The 19,303-nt window shown below is 45.8% G+C and carries 18 protein-coding genes and 5 tRNA genes; 4 read left to right on the plus strand and 19 right to left on the minus strand.

Annotated features, from left to right (window positions below):
• Positions 1–113: 113 nt before the first annotated feature.
• The 5 genes from SB24_RS08570 to SB24_RS08590 form a co-directional block, all read right to left on the minus strand.
• Positions 114–758, minus strand: a complete 645-nt coding sequence (locus SB24_RS08570; protein WP_015416706.1) for a response regulator — start codon at positions 756–758, stop codon at positions 114–116.
• A gap of 4 nt (positions 759–762) precedes the next feature.
• Positions 763–1,893: a sensor histidine kinase gene (locus SB24_RS08575; protein ID WP_039252913.1), complete on the minus strand. Its 1,131-nt coding sequence runs from the start codon at positions 1,891–1,893 to the stop codon at positions 763–765.
• 10 nt (positions 1,894–1,903) lie between these two features.
• Positions 1,904–2,617: a YjjG family noncanonical pyrimidine nucleotidase gene (locus SB24_RS08580; protein WP_015416704.1), complete on the minus strand. Its 714-nt coding sequence runs from the start codon at positions 2,615–2,617 to the stop codon at positions 1,904–1,906.
• Between the two features lie 92 nt (positions 2,618–2,709).
• Entirely contained in the window at positions 2,710–4,095 is a 1,386-nt protein-coding gene (locus tag SB24_RS08585) for an amino acid permease (RefSeq protein WP_015416703.1), read from the minus strand.
• A gap of 426 nt (positions 4,096–4,521) precedes the next feature.
• Positions 4,522–4,953, minus strand: coding sequence for a MarR family winged helix-turn-helix transcriptional regulator (locus tag SB24_RS08590; RefSeq protein WP_039252916.1), 432 nt, complete (start codon positions 4,951–4,953; stop codon positions 4,522–4,524).
• A gap of 195 nt (positions 4,954–5,148) precedes the next feature.
• On the opposite strand from SB24_RS08590, the gene SB24_RS08595 reads away from it, so the two are divergent.
• The 3 genes from SB24_RS08595 to SB24_RS08605 all read left to right on the plus strand — a co-directional run bounded on the left by SB24_RS08595 (position 5,149) and on the right by SB24_RS08605 (position 7,171).
• Positions 5,149–5,553: a CidA/LrgA family holin-like protein gene (locus tag SB24_RS08595; protein WP_003156751.1), complete on the plus strand. Its 405-nt coding sequence runs from the start codon at positions 5,149–5,151 to the stop codon at positions 5,551–5,553.
• Positions 5,523–6,215: an LrgB family protein gene (locus tag SB24_RS08600; RefSeq protein ID WP_039252919.1), complete on the plus strand. Its 693-nt coding sequence runs from the start codon at positions 5,523–5,525 to the stop codon at positions 6,213–6,215. Before SB24_RS08595 ends, SB24_RS08600 begins: the two co-directional genes overlap by 31 nt.
• A gap of 110 nt (positions 6,216–6,325) precedes the next feature.
• Positions 6,326–7,171 (plus strand): aldo/keto reductase, encoded by an 846-nt coding sequence (locus SB24_RS08605; RefSeq protein WP_079891298.1) that lies wholly within the window; start codon positions 6,326–6,328, stop codon positions 7,169–7,171.
• 52 nt (positions 7,172–7,223) lie between these two features.
• Here SB24_RS08605 and SB24_RS08610 read toward each other — a convergent pair whose 3' ends face one another.
• Positions 7,224–8,390 carry a DUF4885 family protein gene (locus SB24_RS08610; protein WP_033575103.1) on the minus strand — a complete coding sequence of 389 codons (1,167 nt, stop codon included), beginning with the start codon at positions 8,388–8,390 and terminating at the stop codon, positions 7,224–7,226.
• A gap of 134 nt (positions 8,391–8,524) precedes the next feature.
• On the opposite strand from SB24_RS08610, the gene SB24_RS08615 reads away from it, so the two are divergent.
• The gene (locus SB24_RS08615) at positions 8,525–9,406 is read left to right on the plus strand and encodes a hypothetical protein (protein WP_015416700.1); all 882 of its coding nucleotides are present in this window, start codon (positions 8,525–8,527) and stop codon (positions 9,404–9,406) included.
• Between the two features lie 102 nt (positions 9,407–9,508).
• On the opposite strand, the gene SB24_RS08620 is transcribed toward SB24_RS08615, so the two are convergent.
• The 13 genes from SB24_RS08620 to SB24_RS08680 all read right to left on the minus strand — a co-directional run bounded on the left by SB24_RS08620 (position 9,509) and on the right by SB24_RS08680 (position 19,291).
• Positions 9,509–10,162, minus strand: coding sequence for an ABC-2 transporter permease (locus SB24_RS08620; RefSeq protein ID WP_031378865.1), 654 nt, complete (start codon positions 10,160–10,162; stop codon positions 9,509–9,511).
• The gene (locus SB24_RS08625) at positions 10,140–11,012 is read right to left on the minus strand and encodes an ABC transporter ATP-binding protein (protein ID WP_015416698.1); all 873 of its coding nucleotides are present in this window, start codon (positions 11,010–11,012) and stop codon (positions 10,140–10,142) included. The genes SB24_RS08620 and SB24_RS08625 overlap by 23 nt, the downstream gene beginning before the upstream one ends.
• A gap of 418 nt (positions 11,013–11,430) precedes the next feature.
• Positions 11,431–13,233, minus strand: a complete 1,803-nt coding sequence (glmS, locus tag SB24_RS08630) for a glutamine--fructose-6-phosphate transaminase (isomerizing) (protein ID WP_039252922.1) — start codon at positions 13,231–13,233, stop codon at positions 11,431–11,433.
• Positions 13,234–13,664: 431 nt separating this feature from the next.
• Entirely contained in the window at positions 13,665–15,011 is a 1,347-nt protein-coding gene (glmM, locus tag SB24_RS08635; RefSeq protein ID WP_007408011.1) for a phosphoglucosamine mutase, read from the minus strand.
• Positions 15,012–15,028: 17 nt separating this feature from the next.
• Entirely contained in the window at positions 15,029–16,468 is a 1,440-nt protein-coding gene (locus tag SB24_RS08640; RefSeq protein WP_039252927.1) for a CdaA regulatory protein CdaR, read from the minus strand.
• Positions 16,461–17,282, minus strand: a complete 822-nt coding sequence (cdaA, locus tag SB24_RS08645) for a diadenylate cyclase CdaA (RefSeq protein ID WP_003156763.1) — start codon at positions 17,280–17,282, stop codon at positions 16,461–16,463. The genes SB24_RS08640 and cdaA overlap by 8 nt, the downstream gene beginning before the upstream one ends.
• A 166-nt stretch (positions 17,283–17,448) precedes the next feature.
• A complete protein-coding gene (gene rsiW / locus SB24_RS08650) occupies positions 17,449–18,075 on the minus strand; it encodes an anti-sigma-W factor RsiW (RefSeq protein WP_011996220.1) in 627 nt (208 codons plus the stop codon).
• 13 nt (positions 18,076–18,088) lie between these two features.
• A complete protein-coding gene (gene sigW / locus SB24_RS08655; RefSeq protein ID WP_039252930.1) occupies positions 18,089–18,652 on the minus strand; it encodes an RNA polymerase sigma factor SigW in 564 nt (187 codons plus the stop codon).
• A 230-nt stretch (positions 18,653–18,882) separates the two neighbouring features.
• A tRNA-Gln gene (locus SB24_RS08660) sits at positions 18,883–18,954 on the minus strand.
• A 4-nt stretch (positions 18,955–18,958) separates the two neighbouring features.
• A tRNA-Tyr gene (locus tag SB24_RS08665) sits at positions 18,959–19,043 on the minus strand.
• A 19-nt stretch (positions 19,044–19,062) separates the two neighbouring features.
• Positions 19,063–19,135, minus strand: a tRNA-Thr gene (locus SB24_RS08670).
• Between the two features lie 5 nt (positions 19,136–19,140).
• Positions 19,141–19,216, minus strand: a tRNA-Val gene (locus SB24_RS08675).
• 3 nt (positions 19,217–19,219) lie between these two features.
• Positions 19,220–19,291, minus strand: a tRNA-Glu gene (locus tag SB24_RS08680).
• Positions 19,292–19,303: the final 12 nt, after the last annotated feature.

The raw sequence follows: 19,303 nt of genomic DNA on the forward strand, positions 1-19,303 counted from the left end.
CACTTATTCTACTCTTGGCGATCCTTGTTTTCTATTCACTTTCGTACTCGATATGGGTATTACTTTCGTCATATGTTTAGTGATAAAAAGGGAGAGAGGAGGGTGAAGCGGGGTTATAGCAGTTTTTGCAAATATAAGGTAAGCTCGGTTCTGTTTGACACTTCAAGTTTATCGAGGATTCTGGATACATAGTTTTTCACAGTGCCTTCAGTCAGAAATAAGTCTGCGGCAATGCGTTTATTGCTTTTGCCTTCCATAATGTGTTTCGCCACATCAAGCTCTCTCGGCGTGAGAATCTCCTTCAGCTTTGTCCGCGGCTCTTTCTGCACCGCAGGGATCTCCATATTGTTCAGCGCTTTTACGACGGAAACCGTGATTTTGGGATTCAGCATCATCTTCCCTTCATAAACGGCTTGAAGGGAGGCGGTAATTTCATCTGAATCAGCATCCTTCAAGAGATAGCCGTCGGCTCCGCTTTTCAGCCCGGCAAAAATATAGTGATCATCTTCAAACGTTGTCAGAATGATGACTTTTACGGACGGATATCGCGCTTTTACCGCTTTTGTCGTTTCGATTCCGTCCATACCGGGCATTCTGATATCCATCAAAATCACATCGGTTTCAGTTTGAGAAAGCAGCCGGAGAACCTCTTCGCCGCAAGAAGCCTCTCCCGATATTTGAATTCCTTCATGAAGACTCAGAATCATTTTCAGCCCCTCTCTCACAATGGACTGGTCGTCTGCAATCATGACATTCACTTGATTATTCCTCCTTGCATGGAATCCTTATTTTCACGTCAAAACCCGTTTCCTTCCCGGACGAGAAAACAGCCTCTCCGCCAAGTGCGGCCGCTCTTTTCTCAATTCCTTTCAGACCATTTGATTTTATGATCGTTCCGCAGGCTGAGCCGTTATTATGAATATGCGCCAATATCATGTTTCGGTTTTTTTGAATCCGGACAGAAACATATGAAGCATGTCCATGTTTTATCGCATTCGTAATCGTTTCCTGAACGGATTGATAAAGACAATGCTTCACATCCGGCTGTTCCGCTTCTATGGCCGCGTCCATCTCCAGCTCGAAGCGTATGCCTCCCGCCTCTTGAAAATGGCTGAAAATGTCACGGAGCTCTTGCTCAAATCCCCGCCCCGGCAAAGAGCCCTGCAGCAGCATAACGGCCTGGCGAAGCTTTAAAATGGATTCTTTCGTAAGATCATGCGCCTTATGAATGATCTGCTTCACTTTGTCCGGCTGATGCCCGGCTGTCTTCCCGGCAAATTCCAAATTCATTTTCAGAGCAGCCAGATAATGACCGAGAGAATCATGCAGCTCCTGCGCAATTCTAGTTCTTTCTTTCGTAACGGCCAGTTCCTCAATCCGGTCTGAATATTCCTTCAGTGTGTCATTAGCGATCTTCAGCTCTCGGTTCAGCAATTCAACCTTCGACTTCTCCTGCAGGTTTTTCCGATATAAATAAATCACCGCAAACATGATGAAGTATGGCGGCACGATATCACTGACACCCGCTCCGCCGGCGTATAAAGCTGCGGCAAATGCGGCGGCATTCATCGTTAACAAAACAGCCGAAATCTCCTTATCAGTAATAAGCACCTCCGCCAATAAAAGCACCATTACGGCCTGTGCCCCCACACTATAGACATTGTACAAAAGTACTCCCGCGATAACGTTGCTCAGGAGAAAAGAGCCTTGATATACAGCCGGCCTTCTCTTCATATATAGCGGCCGCAGGCAGTCATTAGCCGTCAGCATCATCACGAGCACAGACAAAAAAACCTTCAGCTCCCCCCGGCCGGGAGGAAGCTGAAGAATCGCATGAAAGATTGATAGTAATGCAAAACCCCTGATCAGTAACTTCGTATGTGCAATCTTCATCGAATTCTCCTTACAAATGAGCGGCGGCTTTCCGCTCCACGTTCAGCACATCATACAGCTCATCAAGCGAATGAATCTCGTACGTCGGGATGATTCCGGACTCATTTGCTTTCTTTCCGGGATTAAACCAGCACGTATCCATTCCCGCCATCTGACCGCCTTTTATGTCCGCGCTCAGTGAATCGCCGATAATAAGTCCGCCCTCGGCAGAAAAATCGGGAATTCTCGCAAACACGTAATCAAAGTATTCCTTCATCGGCTTTTGAAAACCCGTGTCCTCAGATACAAACACATCTTTAAAGAACGGATACAGACCGGAGTCGCCCAGCCGCTTATATTGTGATCTTGAGACGCCGTTCGTCACGATGTATAAATCAAATAAAGGACTCAGCCGTTCAATCAGCTCATAAGCTCCGTCTATCATCTGGTGCCCTTCTTCTAAGTATTGGCGGTACGCCTGATTCATCAGCACGCCGTCGGCTTCGAGGCCGTATTCTTTAAACAAAAGGGCAAACCGTGTATTGACCACTTCATCGCGGGTCATTTCCCCCTCTTCAAACGCCTTCCACAGCCCTTGATTTAACGCTTTATAACGGGCTTCCACCTCTGCCGTCAGCTCCAGCTTTGAACCTTGAAACAATTTTTGAAGGGCATCGGTTTCTGAAGCGGTAAAATCCAGCAGCGTATTGTCTATATCAAATAATAACGTACGGTAATGACTCATCGATGTTTCCCCCGGTTCTGCTTTTTTTAACCAGTATACCACTCGCGGACAAGCCGAAAAAGACACCCCTGTAAGAGAGGTGTCTTTTTGAATTATACAGCGTCTTCTATTTTCGATTTTTCACCAGGCATGCGCTTGCCGATACCGAACGCATAATAGCTGACCGTCACAATCGCCAGGAAAATCACCCCGACAACCAAAGAAATCCGCGTATCTTTGTTAAACCACATGCCGATCAATACCATGAGTAAGAAAGCGATCGTCAAATAGTTTGTAAACGGCGCAAAAGGCATTTTAAATGGATGCTTATCAAGCTCAGCGCCCTTCGCTCTTCTGAAACCGAGATGGCTGATTAAAATGACGAACCACGGAATCATTCCCGGCAGCACACTCGCGCTGTACACATAGACAAAAATTTTCGGAGGCGCGATGTAGTTCAGCACGACACCGATCACAAGTCCGATTAATACGGCAAACGTACCGAATATCGGCACACCGCTCGAAGAAACTTTCTTAAAGAATTTCGGGGCCTGTCCGTTCACGCCCAATGTATAAAGCATGCGTCCCGCACTGAATATCCCGCTGTTGCATCCGGACATCGCAGCGGTAATCACAACAAAGTTAATCAAACCGGCCGCCGCCGTAATCCCGACTTTCGCAAATGTCGAAACAAACGGACTGCCGAGTGAGTGAAGCTCATTCCACGGATATACGGTAACGATTACGAAAATCGCACCGATGTAGAAAATTAAAATCCGCCAAATAATACTCTGAATCGCGCTTCGCAGCGTTTTTTGCGGGTCCTTCGCTTCCCCTGCCGTAATCCCGATCAGTTCGACCCCTTGATAGGCCGCAACGACCAAAGACAAGGCAAAGAAAAATCCTGAAAAACCATTCGTAAAGAAACCGCCGTGCGACCATAAATTAGATAATCCGATTGCATGCCCTCCGTTACCGAAACCGAAGAAAATAATCCCGATTCCGGCCACAATCATCAGAATAATGGTGACGATTTTGATCATGGCAAACCAAAATTCAAACTCACCGAAAGATTTTACCGAAATTAAATTCGCCGCACCGAGAATGGCCATGGCGATAATGCCGGGAATCCATGCCGGCAGATCAGGAAACCAATATTTCATATACGAACCGACGGCGATAATTTCAGACATCCCGACGATCACCCATTGAAACCAGTTGCTCCACGCCGTCATATAGCCGGCTAACGGATGTATATACTTATGGCCGAACGTCGCAAACGACCCTGTACTCGGCTCTACATAGAGCATTTCGCCCATCGCACGCATGATAAAAAAGATAAAGATACCCGAGATCGCATAAGCCAGCAGGACAGACGGCCCGGTCCATCCGATCGTGCTGGATGACCCCATGAATAAACCGACACCGATCGTGCCGCCCAGCGCAATCATCTGTATATGACGCGCGCCTAAGCCTCTCTTTAATTCTTTGTTTGCCACTTCGCTTCCTCCTCTTAACAGCTCTGATATATGTGAAATAATGAAGCAGAAGGTGCACCTGTTGAACCTAACTCACTCTTCATTTCCCGCAATATTAGAAATATTCTATCTTTCTATTGTTATATAATCTCCAATTTCCTTATTCCATCATAATAAATTTCCGTGGAAAATACAATTGTTTTTTTCAGGTAAACACCTTGCACCCTAAATCAACAAACTAAAAATAAAGCGCTTTCATTTTTATTGAATTATGAATATTGAGATAATAAATGCCGCAGCCTCCGAGAAACAGGATGTCCCCTGGAGAAACATGTTCCGCCCCCTATTCAATATTATTTTTGCTAAGCAGAATGGCGTAAAGCCTTACCCTCTTCCATTCTCCCTTGTATACGCCATAATCCTGCTTAACTCGGCAAAAATCATGCATTAATCGATAAATGCCTCATTCAGCCGCAGCAAAAGCCGGCCGAACATTTCTTTTTCATCGCCTGACCAATCGTCAAGCATACGATGATACCGCTCAAGACGCATCTTTTTATCAGTTTTTAACCTCTGTCTGCCAAGCTTCGTAATCGCAAACAGACTGACCCGCCCGTCAGAAGGATCGGAAAAACGCTGGATCAGCTCTTTCGACTCCAAGGCCGCGGCTTGGCGTGACAATGTGGAAATATCCAGCTTAAAAGATTCGGCTAATTCCTTTACACGCGCCGGTCCGAATTCATCCAGCTGCCGTAATAACAAATACGCAGCCCTTTCCAGATGTCCGATTTTACGGTCGGAGTTATCAAGATAAACAGCTCTCCTGATAAAAGTGGTGAGCTCATATTCAATTAATTCAATCGGATCTTGTTTTGACAAACAGCCTCACTCCTTACATTGACAACAGCAATATTAGTTGTATAATACAAACATATGCACATTTACTCAGAAAACATATAGAAAGATTTTGCATACATATATTTGTATAGTACAAATATATGCGTAAAAAGTAAAGAAACTTACCGAAGCATCAAGAAAGGGGGAAGCTGCTCTTCTCCAAAGAACAGCATTGTCGTGAAAGTCATACGCATCATACTGCAAATCATTATTTTATTCGCATTTTCCTTTATCGGGGGAGCCGTTCAGCAGTTCTTTCACCTGCCCATTCCCGGAAGTATCATCGGTTTGATCCTGCTGATCATATGTTTATCGGTTAAGATCATTCCCGTCAAAATGATTGAAGACGGAGCCGGATTTTTGCTGTCTTTTCTTCCGCTGTTATTCATTCCGGCCATGACGGGCGTCATCAATTACCCGTCACTGTTTTCCGCCAGCGGGGCTGCTCTGTTTCTGATCATCGTGCTGAGCACCATCGTCACAATGATCGCCGCAGGGTACGCCAGCCAGCTGTTAGAGCACAAAGCCAATCAGAGAAAGGAGAAAAAGAAGTGCAGCAAGCATGTATCGCAATCCTTATAATTTTGTTCACGGCCGCCGCCTATCTGGCTATGGTGAAATTATATGTGCGCTTTCCATATCCCTTTCTCATACCGGTTTTGACGACTACGATTTTCATTATTGCCGTGCTGCTTGTTTTTCATATTTCGTATAATGACTATATGATCGGCGGACAATGGATCAATTCACTGCTCGGACCCGCCGTGGTGGCTTTGGCATACCCGCTTTATAAGCAGCGCCGGGTGTTAATCAAGTATATGTTTCCGATCATCGGCGGCGTGTTGGCCGGTTTATTCTCCGGAATGGTCAGCGGCCTGCTATTTGCAGAGCTGTTCGGCATCAGTCGGAGTTTGATTTTGTCAATTATCCCAAAATCAATTACGACGCCTGTCGCCATACAGATTGCGTCCGGTATCGGCGGTGTCCCTTCCATGACAGTCGTGTTCGTCATGATCGCAGGGTTTTCCGGCGTTATCTTAGGACCGCTGCTTCTCAAGTGGATCCGCATCCGCAGCTCACTCGGGAAAGGAATTGCATTCGGGAGCGCTTCCCATGCGCTCGGCACCTCAAAAGCAATGGAGTACGGAGAATTAACGGTCTCCATGAGTTCTGTTTCCATGACGCTCTGCGCCGTGTTAGGATCGGTCTTCGGCCCCGTCGTAGTATGGATGTTTCAAATTTAAAGCTGACGGTTCTCCGTCAGCTTTTTTCATGTGCGGATCATCTCATTTCCTTCCATTATTATGTTTCATTTGTAAGAATAATGGTAAAGTAGAAAACAAGGAGGGATTTAATGATGACTGGAGCAATTCCGCAAAAGAAACTGCTGGATGGGACAAGCATTCCCGTGATCGGCTTCGGTACATACGCTCTTAATGGAAACAACGGCGTTCATGCCATTACCAGCGCCATTGATATCGGCTACCGTCTGATTGACACCGCTTATAACTATGAAAATGAAGGATCGGTCGGAGAAGCCATCAAGAGAAGCTCTGTTCCGAGAGAACAGCTATACGTGACGTCCAAGCTGCCCGGGCGCTACCATGACTATGACAAAGCTGTACAAACCATCCAAGAATCTTTATACCGCGCCGGTCTGGACTACTATGACCTGTATCTCGTCCATTGGCCGAACCCGAAACAAGACCGCTACACGGAAGCATGGCAGGCACTGATTGATGCGAAAAAATGGGGCCTGATCCGATCCATCGGCGTCTGCAATTTCCTGCCTGAGCATATCGAACGGCTCGAACGTGAAACCGGCGTAAAGCCTGGCATCAACCAAATTGAACTGCATCCCGCTTTTAATCAGCAGCAGCAGCGCCAATGGCACGAAGAACAGGGCATCGTGACAGAATCATGGAGTCCGTTATCCCGGGCCGGCGAAGTATTGAACGATCAAAAACTCGGACAGATTGCGGACAAATACGGCAAAACCATTTCTCAAGTCATTTTACGCTGGCATATCCAGCTGGGCGCCATCCCGATTCCAAAATCAGCATCGCCCGAGCGCCAGCTTGAAAACATCTCCGTTTTTGATTTCTCCCTTGATGAAAACGACATGAGCATTATCGACTCGCTTACCCGCCCCGACGGACGCATAAACGGCCAAGATCCGGCGGAGTATGAGGAGTTTTAAGTAAACACATAAAGAAAAGCTGACGGCATCATTCGTCAGCTTTTTTCTCATTTTATATACGCACACCCAGCTCCCGTTTCCATTCAGAAAGCCAATCTGTATCCCCAGATCCGTATTGCCTGCTTTGGCCGACATCACGCAGAGATCCGTTTTTATACTCAATGGACAGAACCAAATCAGGAATGGCATCATAACCCGTTCTCGCCAGCTTCGTGAGCGCCTGTCCGTAATGGGCGGCCGCTTCTGCCGCCGTATGTCTCAACAAAGGATCTTGCTGCAGCGCTTCCTTATAGACGTCTAAAAGGTCGCGTCCGTCTTCTGTGACGTACTTTCCGTCCACGATCTGCAAGTCTTTCAGATGATAGCCGGTCACCTCGTACATTTCCCGAACGACTTGATATTTCTCATATGTTTCCGGCGTAAACTGCGAGGAGTCATCACTCCGGCTGCGAATGATGTGCGCAAACAGCTCTTTGCTGTTTTCCCCGGAGTTTAAGACAGCTTCAATCTGCTGAGTGAGCTCTTTATCGTCAGTCCCGCTCACTTTTAACAGATAATCAATCGGTGATATCGTAAATGTAAGATTCGCACCCTCCGGAATCTGAATATGATTCCGATGGAAAAGCATCTCAATCTGCTGATTCACCTGCCCGCGCTGAAACACCTTTTCATTTTCGACTTGAATCTCTCCGTTGAGCGTTTCACCCCGAAACGCCGCATCACGGAAATCATAGCTCTGGGCTTTCCCCTTAAACAGCCATTCCGTTTCATTATGATAAGCGGCCTGACGCTCCGATTCTGATAAATCACTTCTGAAATAAGGTGAATCGGCACGCTGGTATTTGTCCTTAATATAATGCAAAGGATCTGGTTTTCGTTTATTGATTTCATTGATACGGCTGTATTTCTCATCAAGAATCTTGCTCGCAATATCACTCTCAGACTCATATGGATTATTAGCGTCTATTACCGTCTCATTCCCATTATCCGTAATCGTTTTCTGATTTGCAGATTGATATAAACGGGACAGGCTGCTCCCTTTCTCAGTGACACCGCTCCTTGAATAATTCACCTGGCTCAGATCGCGGCTCCCGCCTGTCTGAATCAATAAGCTGTCCGATCCTTTTGCCGCATCTTTCACATTTGTTTTGGAAGAATACCGCTGAAGCACTTGCTGAGCCATTACTTGATTTTTTATATATCGAGCGTTTAGGCGCATGTTTTTAACCTCCGCTTGAGATGATGTTCTAGTGTTTTTATCGGCTGTCTTCCAGTAGATTTTAACCTTAAATAACAAATGTTTACATAGCTAATGTTTTTATGTATGATGTAGTCAAAAAGGGGGATTTTTCCATGAAGAAGTGTATATTGATTCTATTTGTCAGTGCAATCGTATTATCAGGCGCATTGTTTGCATCTTCACCTTCAGCCTCTGCGTCTCAAAAGAACTCGTTACAAATAAGCGCCATTACAGGAAATCATTCATTTGAAACTGCCAATCCGGTAGGCTACTGGAAATATAAAAATATTGATACTGCCATATTGCCAAAAGGGGAAAAAGATTCGTATTTCACTTTCACGGCAAATAAGGGAGAAAGACTTTATGTCAGGAGTTCAACAAGAAGTGAATACAAGGGAATGGACATTGAAATTTATAATAAAAATAAAGTACTGATCAGTAAAGGCACAGAAGTGATAAATCCTGATACGGCGCTACCTTTTATCTATGCGGATACAGATGCGAAAGAAAATAACGAGACGTTCTACGTGAAAGTGTCCCGCGGCTCCTACACTGACGATATGTACTTTACTCTCTCTATTTACGACCGAATCAAATCCGGCAGTGAGACCTTCTCATTCAGCGGTACAGCTGAAAATAAAGGGAACACAAGCCTCAGTCCGAATGGATCAGATTCAACTGTTCTTAGACTCGACTTAACCAAACAGACAAGCATTCCAAGAGACGCCACAGTGAAAAGAATCAACACCACCGCAACCCAAACACCAAGCCAAGGAAATACAAGCCACTACATCATGTCGGAAGAAAATAAAGTGTGGCACCGTGCACTTGCAAACAGCTCCACTCAAGGAAATTACGGTATCACACTGGATGATAACCTCTCAGTCTCAAGCATCTGGAATTTTAAATACAACACACTCGCAACAGCAAAATCGACTATGAAAAATGTGAAATTGAAGATTGATTATGAGTACGATGTGACAACGCAGTTTTAATTAGAAGAACAGCCGCCCATTGTGCGGGCGGCTGTCTGCTTGGAGTTAAAGTGAATTTATGAGCCCGTGCCATGTCTTATCCTGTTGTAACTTGATCAGTTGCTAAAATTCTTTTTTATGATATATAGCTGCGGCAATGAAAAATGAAATGATATATAAGATAACGCCGATCATGAGATATATAATCGGGACATATAAAGAAGGATTTATGTGCAAAAATGACAGCGGTACTTGTTCTGCTACATACCCAACGACACTTTGCAATCCAAACGTAGCAAAAAGTCCCCCCATTGCTCCTCCAATCACGATAGCATCGGATTTTTCCGGGCCTATCATGTAGAGAAGAGGATAAACGATTGCACCGGCAAAGAGAACGATGAACGTTCCAAAAGAGACAATATTAAATATGCCGTCAATTGGTTCATCAGAACCCAGGCTGTATACAAGGAAAATACCATAAGATATTACAGCTCCGATCACAACAATCAAAAGATAAAAGACATAGTGGCTTTGAACAATATTTGTTCTGCTGACCGGTAAAGTCAGGACATACCTGTCATAGCCAGACTTGCTCTCATACTTTATAACCTCAAGTGCGGGCATGACGACAAACAAAATAATCAGCATAGCAACAAAACGATGCATTGAAGCATCCCCAAAATAAAAAATGACTGCTGATACCAATATGGCCAACCCCGTGTATGCAAAGAAACTTCGATAAACCAGGTAATAGTTAGTCAGTAACAGACCTCTCAATTTTTTCACTCCTCGTTAAAAAGACGCTGATTTCTTCTATGGAAATGGTGTTGGCCGTTACGCCATTCGGCAATTTCTGTTGATCCGATACAAGCACACTCCAATAAGATCCATGATTCCTTTTTGCTAGAACGATATCTTCGTCAAGCTCAGCCAATCGGCCTTCATCAACATCTATAACAGTATAGCTTTCAAGAACCTTATCTTTCTCTTCATTTAATAAAATTTCGCCATCTTTCATAATAACGATATGGCTGGCTATCTTCTCGACATCAGTCATAATGTGCGATGAAAGTAAAATACCGCCGTTGCTTTTGCTCACAAAGCTTTTTAATTCATTTAACAGATCATCTCTTGAAGAGGGATCAAGCCCTCCCGTTGCTTCATCCAGGAGTAATAATTTTGCATTATGCGACAAAGCAACAGCTACGGATAACTTCATTGACATGCCGCGCGAGAATGTATTCACTTTTTTGTCCATAGGTAAAGAGAAAGAATGAACCAACCGGTAAAAATGATCTTGGTCCCAAGCACCGAATAGTTTCTTAAATACATGATTCAGCTGCTTTATCGTAAGGTGCGCAGGAAGATTCATCGCATCAAATACGACCCCAATATTTTCTTTGAACTTTATATGTTTATCCAGATTCTCTTTACCAAAGATTTTCACTTTACCTCTATCCTGAGAGATTAATCCTAATATCGTTTTAAATGTTGTTGACTTGCCTGCGCCGTTATCACCGATAAATCCGACAATTGATCCGGCAGGCACATTGAATGTAACATCCTTTAAAACAGCTTTATGGCCAAAAGATTTGCTGATGTTTCTGATTTCTAAAAGGTTTGACATCATTCCACTCCTATCAGTGTCGTCAGGACTTTTTTAAGGATTGAACCGGATTATTGCAAAAATGTTGTTATTTTCATATCTAGTCGAGGTATTCATAAAGAGGCAGGAGCCGACAAATACAAAAGGGATTTTAAAGTCTTAAGCATAATGTGGATGTGTAATCGATTGATTACGTTTATATAATGGATATTCATGATGAAAATTGCTGGAGATGATTACTTTCCGATGAGGCATGCACAAAACGATTTACTAATGATTACATTTATGGATGTTAACCGGAATGCATCTCGTATTATAAAGCAGGTGTTAATCCTTTTCAATATATAAAAGGGGATTTCTTTACAATCGCAAAGAGTATGTATTTCTAATTTCCGCATTAAAAAACCCCTCTGGCTAATAACCAAAGGGGTTAAATATATTATTCCACCGTAACACTCTTCGCAAGGTTGCGCGGTTTATCAACATCACAGCCGCGGTGCAGCGCAGCGTAGTAAGCGATCAGCTGCAATGGCACAACAGATACCAGCGGAGCAAGTGCAGGGTTGACTTCCGGCAGGATGAATCTGTCGTCTGCGTCTTCTAAGCCTTTCAGCGAGATGATGCAAGTGTTGGCGCCGCGGGCTGCGACTTCCTTCACGTTTCCGCGGATGCTCAGGTTGACGTGTTCTTGTGTCGCCAGCGCAAAGACCGGTGTTCCTTCTTCGATCAGAGCGATTGTTCCGTGCTTCAGCTCGCCGCCGGCGAAGCCTTCCGCCTGGATGTAAGAAATCTCTTTCAGCTTCAGGGCGCCTTCGACACATACGAAGTAGTCGAGGCCGCGGCCGATGAAGAAAGCGTTTCTTGAAACAGTCAGGTACTCACGCGCGATCATTTCCATTTCGTCCTTCTGGTCGCAGAGGGCTTCCATGGCGTTTGCCGCGATACCTAATTCTTTGACTAAATCAAAACCGATATCAACACCGTTGCGTTCTGCTGCAACGGACGCAAGGATCGCAAGCACGGCAATCTGAGCCGTATACGCTTTTGTTGATGCAACAGCGATCTCAGGGCCTGCGTGCAGAAGCAATGTGTAATCCGCTTCACGAGAAAGCGTTGATCCCGGAACGTTTGTAATTGTCAGCGCTTTGTGACCCAGCGCTTTGACTTGAACAAGCACGGCGCGGCTGTCCGCTGTTTCTCCGCTTTGAGAAAGGAAGATAAAGAGCGGCTTCTTAGACAGAAGCGGCATGTTGTAAGAGAATTCACTCGCTACATGCACTTCAACCGGTACGTTTGCCCACATTTCAATATATTGTTTCCCGACAAGACCGGCATGGTAGCTCGTTCCGCAAGCCACGATATAAATGCGGTCCGCTTCCGCCACGGCGTCAGCGACATCGCCGGCCACGGCCAGTCTGCCGTTTTCGTCCTGATACGTTTGGATGATTTTGCGCATAACAAGCGGCTGCTCATCCGTTTCTTTTAACATGTAGTGAGGGTATGTGCCTTTTTCGATATCACTGGCGTCAAGCTCAGCGATATAAGACGCACGTGTCATGACTTCACCGTCAAGGTTTTTAATCACGGCTTCGTCTTTTGTCACGATCACCATTTCTTTGTCCAAAAGCTCAACGTATTCATTCGTTACTTGAAGCATAGCCATCGCGTCAGATGCCACGACGTTAAACGTATCTCCAAGGCCGATTAACAGAGGGCTTTTGTTTTTTGCAACGTAAATGGTGTCTGTGTTTTCACCGTCAAATAATGCAATTGCGTAAGAGCCTTTTAACAGAGTCAGTGTTTTGCGGAACGCTTCTTCTGTGTTAAGTCCTCCCGCCACAAATTGCTCGATCATTTGAACGACTACTTCAGTGTCCGTGTCGCTTTTCAGTTCAACGTTTTCAAGATATTCGCGCTTCAGCTGAACATAGTTCTCGATCACACCGTTGTGAACAAGTGTAAAGCGGCCGAGTGCGCTTTGATGCGGATGAGCGTTCAGGAAGCTTGGTTCGCCGTGAGTCGCCCAGCGTGTATGGCCGATTCCCGCTTGAGATTCAACCGAGTGATCTACCACTTCACGAAGGTCGGCGATGCGGCCTTTTTCTTTGTACACATGCACGCCCTGCTCATTCGCCACAGCGATACCGGCAGAGTCATAACCGCGGTACTCAAGCTTCTCTAATCCTTTTAACAAAATCTCTTTCGCATCAAGCTGACCGATGTAACCTACAATTCCACACATATTTTCTTCCTCCTAAAGGTGCAAAAGGAGACGAAGAAAGTCAAATTACAAGGGGACTTTCAATCGTCCCCTCCCACATGTTTTTTTGGAAGATCATGTGATTTCTCTTTGTTCGGAGAGTCGCCCCTCCGGTTTGAAGAAATCCTTACGGCTGTGATCTAAATGAATCAGCCGGGAGGCATCCGCCGAAAATTCGATAACCTCCATCCTCGTCAACTAAGCCGTTTTTCGGGCGCTTAGTTCGGGCGCTGTAATTATAAAAGATGCAAACAATCCCGCCTTTCCTGCAAGTGAAAAACAAAGGCTGAACAAGCTTGATTTTACAGCATGTGCCAAGGACGGTCAATTATTTTTTGCCGCCCCGGCATCATGTTTACTATCATATTATGCTGATCGCACTTGTCTTGTTCGCTCTCTGCTTATAAACTTCGCTACTCCGCTCCCATTTCTGTCCGCACGACATCCACGATTTTTGTGACATATTCGTCACAAAGCTCTTTTGTTCTCGCTTCAGCCATCACGCGGACGAGCGGTTCGGTGCCTGACGGGCGCACTAAAATCCGGCCGTCTCCGTTCATTTCTTTTTCCACTTCAGAAATAACGGCCTTCACCTTAGCGTTTTCTTCTACCTTATATTTATCCGTCACTTTCACGTTCACTAAGAGCTGCGGGAATTTTTTCATTTCATCCGCAAGTTCTGAAAGGGTTTTGCCGGACGCCTTCAGCGTATTCACAAGCATGATCGCGGACAAAAGACCGTCGCCAGTAGTGTTGTAATCAAGGAAAATAAGGTGCCCTGACTGCTCGCCGCCGACATTATAGCCGTCTTTTTTCATCGCTTCTACGACATAGCGGTCGCCGACTGCCGTTTGAACGCTTTTGATTTCTTCTTTTTCAAGCGCTTTGTAGAAACCGAGGTTGCTCATCACAGTCGATACGACGGTATCATCCTTCAGACGGCCCTCTGATTTCAAATACTTCGCGCATATGTACATAATCTGATCACCGTCGACGATGTTTCCTTTTTCATCAACGGCAATGAGGCGGTCGCCGTCGCCGTCAAACGCAAGGCCGATATCGGCGTTTTTTTCTTTGACGAAAGCACTCAGCGCTTCCGGGTGTGTAGACCCGACGCCATCATTAATGTTTAATCCGTTCGGAGACGTCCCCATTGTAGACACGTCAGCATCGAGATCGGCAAAAAGGTGCGTCGCAATGGATGATGTCGCACCATGAGCGCAGTCAAGCGCTACATGAATGCCTGTGAAATCTTCGTCCGCCGTCTGCTTTAAAAATTGCAGATACTTTTGAACGCCTTCAAAATAATCGTTTACAAGCCCGAGGTCCGCGCCTGTCGGTCTCGGCAGCTTATCTTCCGGTTCATCCATAAGACGTTCAATCTCGGCCTCCTGCTCATCAGAAAGCTTAAAGCCGTCCCCTCCGAAAAATTTAATTCCGTTATCCTGTACGGGGTTGTGAGAAGCGGAGATCATGACGCCCGCCTCAGCATCCATGGCTTTCGTTAAATAGGATACCCCCGGCGTAGAAATAACGCCGAGGCGCATCACTTCAGCTCCGATCGATAAAAGTCCGGCGACAAGGGCTCCCTCCAGCATATGTCCGGAGATACGTGTATCACGGCCGATCAGCACTTTCGGGCGCTGCTTATCTTTGGTCAGGACATAACCGCCAAAACGCCCAACTTTAAAGGCCAGCTCTGGCGTAAGCTCGCTGTTGGCAACACCTCTTACACCATCTGTTCCAAAATACTTGCCCATTTTGTATCGCTCCTTTTTCATTCTGTTGAAGAAGAATCAGCGCTTGATCCGTCTTCATCCTGGTCTTGATTTTGATCCTGGTTTTGACTTTTATTCTGATCGCTGTCAGTGTCGTCTTCCCGGTTCTTGTTCTTGTCTTTGTCTGCGTCTCCGCTTGTGCCGTTCTTATTGCCGGAATCAGCGGAGCCGCCGTCATTTTTATTTGAACTTGTGTTTTTCTTAGAAGTCAGCTTGATCTTAACCGTGTCTTTTGACAGGGACCATGTGACGTTTTGCGGGCCGTTTACTTCAAGCTTTACAGAGTGCTCTCCGTCATCCAAGTCCGAGACATTGGCATACAGTTCAATGTCCGACTTTTTCAGCGCCTTAATGTTGGCGGGAGAGCCTTTGGCCGTAATATTTATCGCCTGCGATTCAGGATCGAGAAACTCAATCTGCTGTGAGCCTCCCAGTCCGACCGTCTTGATTCCGACATTGTCAAAATCCTTTTTGTCTTCACTGTCCACTTTAACATGAAGCGTGATTTTTTCCGGTGATACCTTAGTGACACCCTTAGGAAGCGGGATATCGGCATTGATATCGGTATCTTTATCAATTTTGCCTAAATCAAGAGATACGCCGTCAATAAATTCAAGTGAATCCAGCACATCCTGCGGGCCGTAAACCGTCACCTCACTCGGATTCGAGTCAATGCTCGCAACGCTCACCCCGTCCGGAAGACTTCCCTTCCTTTCGATTTTGAAAGGAAGCTTTTTGCTCGGACTGGCTACGGGAACCGTCACTTTAATGACTGACGGTTCAACATCAACAGGAAGTGCGTTGCCGTCTTTGTCATAGACGGTCACCTTCACTTCCTTTTCAATGGTCTCATTTGCATTTTCTAGGTTCACGGATGCTTTGACAAGTGAAATGTTATCAATCACATTTTTCGAACCTGTAATCTGCACGTTTTTCGGGCTGATAATCGGCTGCTGAGGGGTATATCCCTTTTTCATTTTGCTTTTATTGTAGTATTCAACTTCCACGGGAAAACTCTCAGCCGTTTTTTCCTGAATCGTAACCGTCGTGACTGACGGGTTAATGGAGACCGTCAGTCCGTCCGATACGTTTTTCGCCTTCAATTCGACCTTATGAGTCCCGGTCTTCAGCTTATTCATATCGGCGTATATCTCAAAATTCTTCGTCTGTCTCGCCTTTTTCACCGCGCTTGTCGAGCCTTTAATCGTGACATTTACGGTCTGGGGCACGCCGGTGACGACATAGTTCGCTTCATCATAGTATGCTTTTACAGGAATATCAGTAAGCGTAGCCTCGTCAGTCGTTGATGTCGGAAAAAAGGATTCCCCCGGCTTTTTCGGAGTCGGCGCCTGGTTGTTGTTAACCGCAACGTAAAGCAGCAGCGCAAAGAGCAATGCAATGATCTTTACAGCCCAGCGGTTGTTTAAGAATTTATCCATTTTTCTTGCCCCTCCAGTACCAGCGGTTAGAAGAAGTATCTCTGGCGTTTTTCTTAAACTCGGCTTCAAGCATTTCTTTCAGTGCTTCTTCCGTCAATTCTCTGTGAAGGTCTCCGTTTTTGGCCACACTGATGGCGCCCGTCTCTTCAGATACAATAATGGTTAAGCTGTCCGTCACTTCACTGATGCCGACAGCCGCTCTGTGACGCGTCCCCAGCTCCTTTGAAATAAACGGGCTTTCAGAAAGCGGCAGATAACAGGCAGCCGCCGCAATCTCGTTATTTTTCATAATGACCGCTCCATCATGCAGCGGTGTATTCGGGATGAAGATATTAATCAAAAGCTCCGAGCTGACCTGCGCATTAAGCGGGATGCCCGTCTCAATATAATCGCCCATTCCCGTATCGCGCTCAATGGCGATGAGTGCGCCGATGCGGCGTTTCGCCATGTAGCTGATCGATTTTGTAATCGCTTCAATTGTCTTATGCTGCGCTTCCTCCACGGGGGTTCCGCTCCTGGAAAAGAACCGGCCCCGTCCGAGCTGTTCAAGCGCCCGTCTCAGCTCAGGCTGGAATATAATGATGATCGCTAAAAATCCCCATGTTATCGCTTGGTCCATCAGCCACTGAAGCGTGCTGAGTCCCAAATATGAACTGGCCATCCGGACCAATACGATGACGACGATTCCTTTTAAAAGCTGAACCGCCTTCGTCCCGCGTATGACCATGATTAATTTATATATCACATACCAAACAAGGAGAATATCAACGGCATTGCCGAGGTATTGCAAAAATGGGATGTCCTCAAAAGCCATTTCCTCGTCCTCCAAGAATTCAGTCATTTCGTTTTTCTGTTATGAATTGTGCTGCATGAGCAATATGTACATCATATAGCGTGCTCATTATACCACATTTTGATTTCTCAAGTGAAATGAGCCAGAGCGGCGATGCACAAAAAAAAGAGTAAAGCGATTATACGCTTTACTCATCTTCACTCGGGTCCAAAGCGCTCACGACGCCCTGGCCCGCCGATTTCAGTTCGTACCAGACCCAGTCAAACAATTGGTTAATCTCTTCAATCTGCCCGGTGACTTGTCCGGCTGAGGCCATGTATTTTTCTCCGTTGACGACGGTCACATTGCCGTCGACTTTTCCTTCAATGAACAGCTTGCCGTTTTTTACTGTGACATCGCCCTTTACGGTCTCGCCTTCAGGGACGGTGACCGTGTGATTCTGCACGACAAGGTTCGGCTGTTTGGACACACTGAAATTGTGGTCATTATGCCAGCTGTTGAAAAAACCGCCGCCCATTAAAATCACAAAAACCGCTGCGGCTGCAATCATCGGATGAGTTTTTATCCATCGTTTTACAGAAGCGCGTTTTTTCTCTTTTGGAAGATTCGCCATAACTTTGGCAGTAAAATCAGCAGGGGCCGTGACATGCGATGTGCTTCGGACGAGTGCTACGGATTTCTCCATTTCATGAAAATGCCGTTTGCAATTCCCGCATGACTGCAAATGTTGTTTTAATACGTTTTCATCTTCAGGAAGGATATCTCCATCAAGATGCTTATGCATAAGCTGCACGATCTGTTCAGGACAGCTCATTTCATCACCCCACTTAAAGATCCCTCAATTGTTTTCTAAGAGCCTCTCTGCCTCTGTGTATCCTTGTCTTGACGGTGCCGACAGGGATATTCAGAATCTCCCCGATTTCAATTAAAGAGAGTTCGTCAATATACTTTAATACAATAACCGTTCTGTACTTGTCAGGCAGCTTTAAAATCTTTTTCTGAATTGTGTCCGACAGCTCCAATGACAATACGGCGTCTTCAGGGAGAACCCCGTCCGCGGCGATCTGCGAATACATCGTCAGCCCTTCTGTTCCCGCTACTTCTGCGTCCAGATAGTAATCAGGCTTTTTCTTGCGGATGCGGTCAATGGTCAGGTTGGTCGCAATTCTGTAAAGCCACGTTGAAAACTTTCTGTTGATATCGAAACTGTCGATATTGACATACGCTCTGATAAAAGCTTCCTGCGCAATATCTTCCGCTTCGTGAACATTGCCGAGCATGCGGTAGCAAAGCTGGTAAATCTTATCTTTATAAAGGTCAACGATTTCTGCAAACGCATTTTGATCGCCTTTTTTGACTTGCTTGATTCTTTTTTTAATCAGGTTTTCCATGTTTTATCTTACCTCTGCCCTTCACCGGTCTGTATCTATACGTTGATTGTTTTAAAAGGTTTCATTTTTTTATTACATTTATTTTACCAAATTTCAGGCAGGGTGTAGATGGAAAATACAGAATATACTGCCTTAACAGCAGCTTAAAAATAGTATATCTGATGAACAATCAGAAATCGAAACAAAATGCTGATAAAAAAAAGACACCTTTATGCAAAAGGTGTCTGAGACTGGGCTAGCTGGATTCGAACCAACGCATGACGGAGTCAAAGTCCGTTGCCTTACCGCTTGGCTATAGCCCAAAAATGGTGGAGGGGGGCAGATTCGAACTGCCGAACCCTGAGGGAGCGGATTTACAGTCCGCCGCGTTTAGCCACTTCGCTACCCCTCCGTATTTTTTTGAAAAACAGTGCCGGCCAGAGGACTTGAACCCCCAACCTACTGATTACAAGTCAGTTGCTCTACCAATTGAGCTAGGCCGGCAAATATGGTGGAGGATGACGGGCTCGAACCGCCGACCCTCTGCTTGTAAGGCAGATGCTCTCCCAGCTGAGCTAATCCTCCATATGACCCGTACGGGATTCGAACCCGTGTTACCGCCGTGAAAGGGCGGTGTCTTAACCGCTTGACCAACGGGCCGTTGTGTCCGCG

This window comes from Bacillus sp. Pc3 (assembly GCF_000815145.1).
In the GTDB taxonomy this organism is placed as follows: Bacteria; Bacillota; Bacilli; order Bacillales; family Bacillaceae; genus Bacillus; species Bacillus velezensis.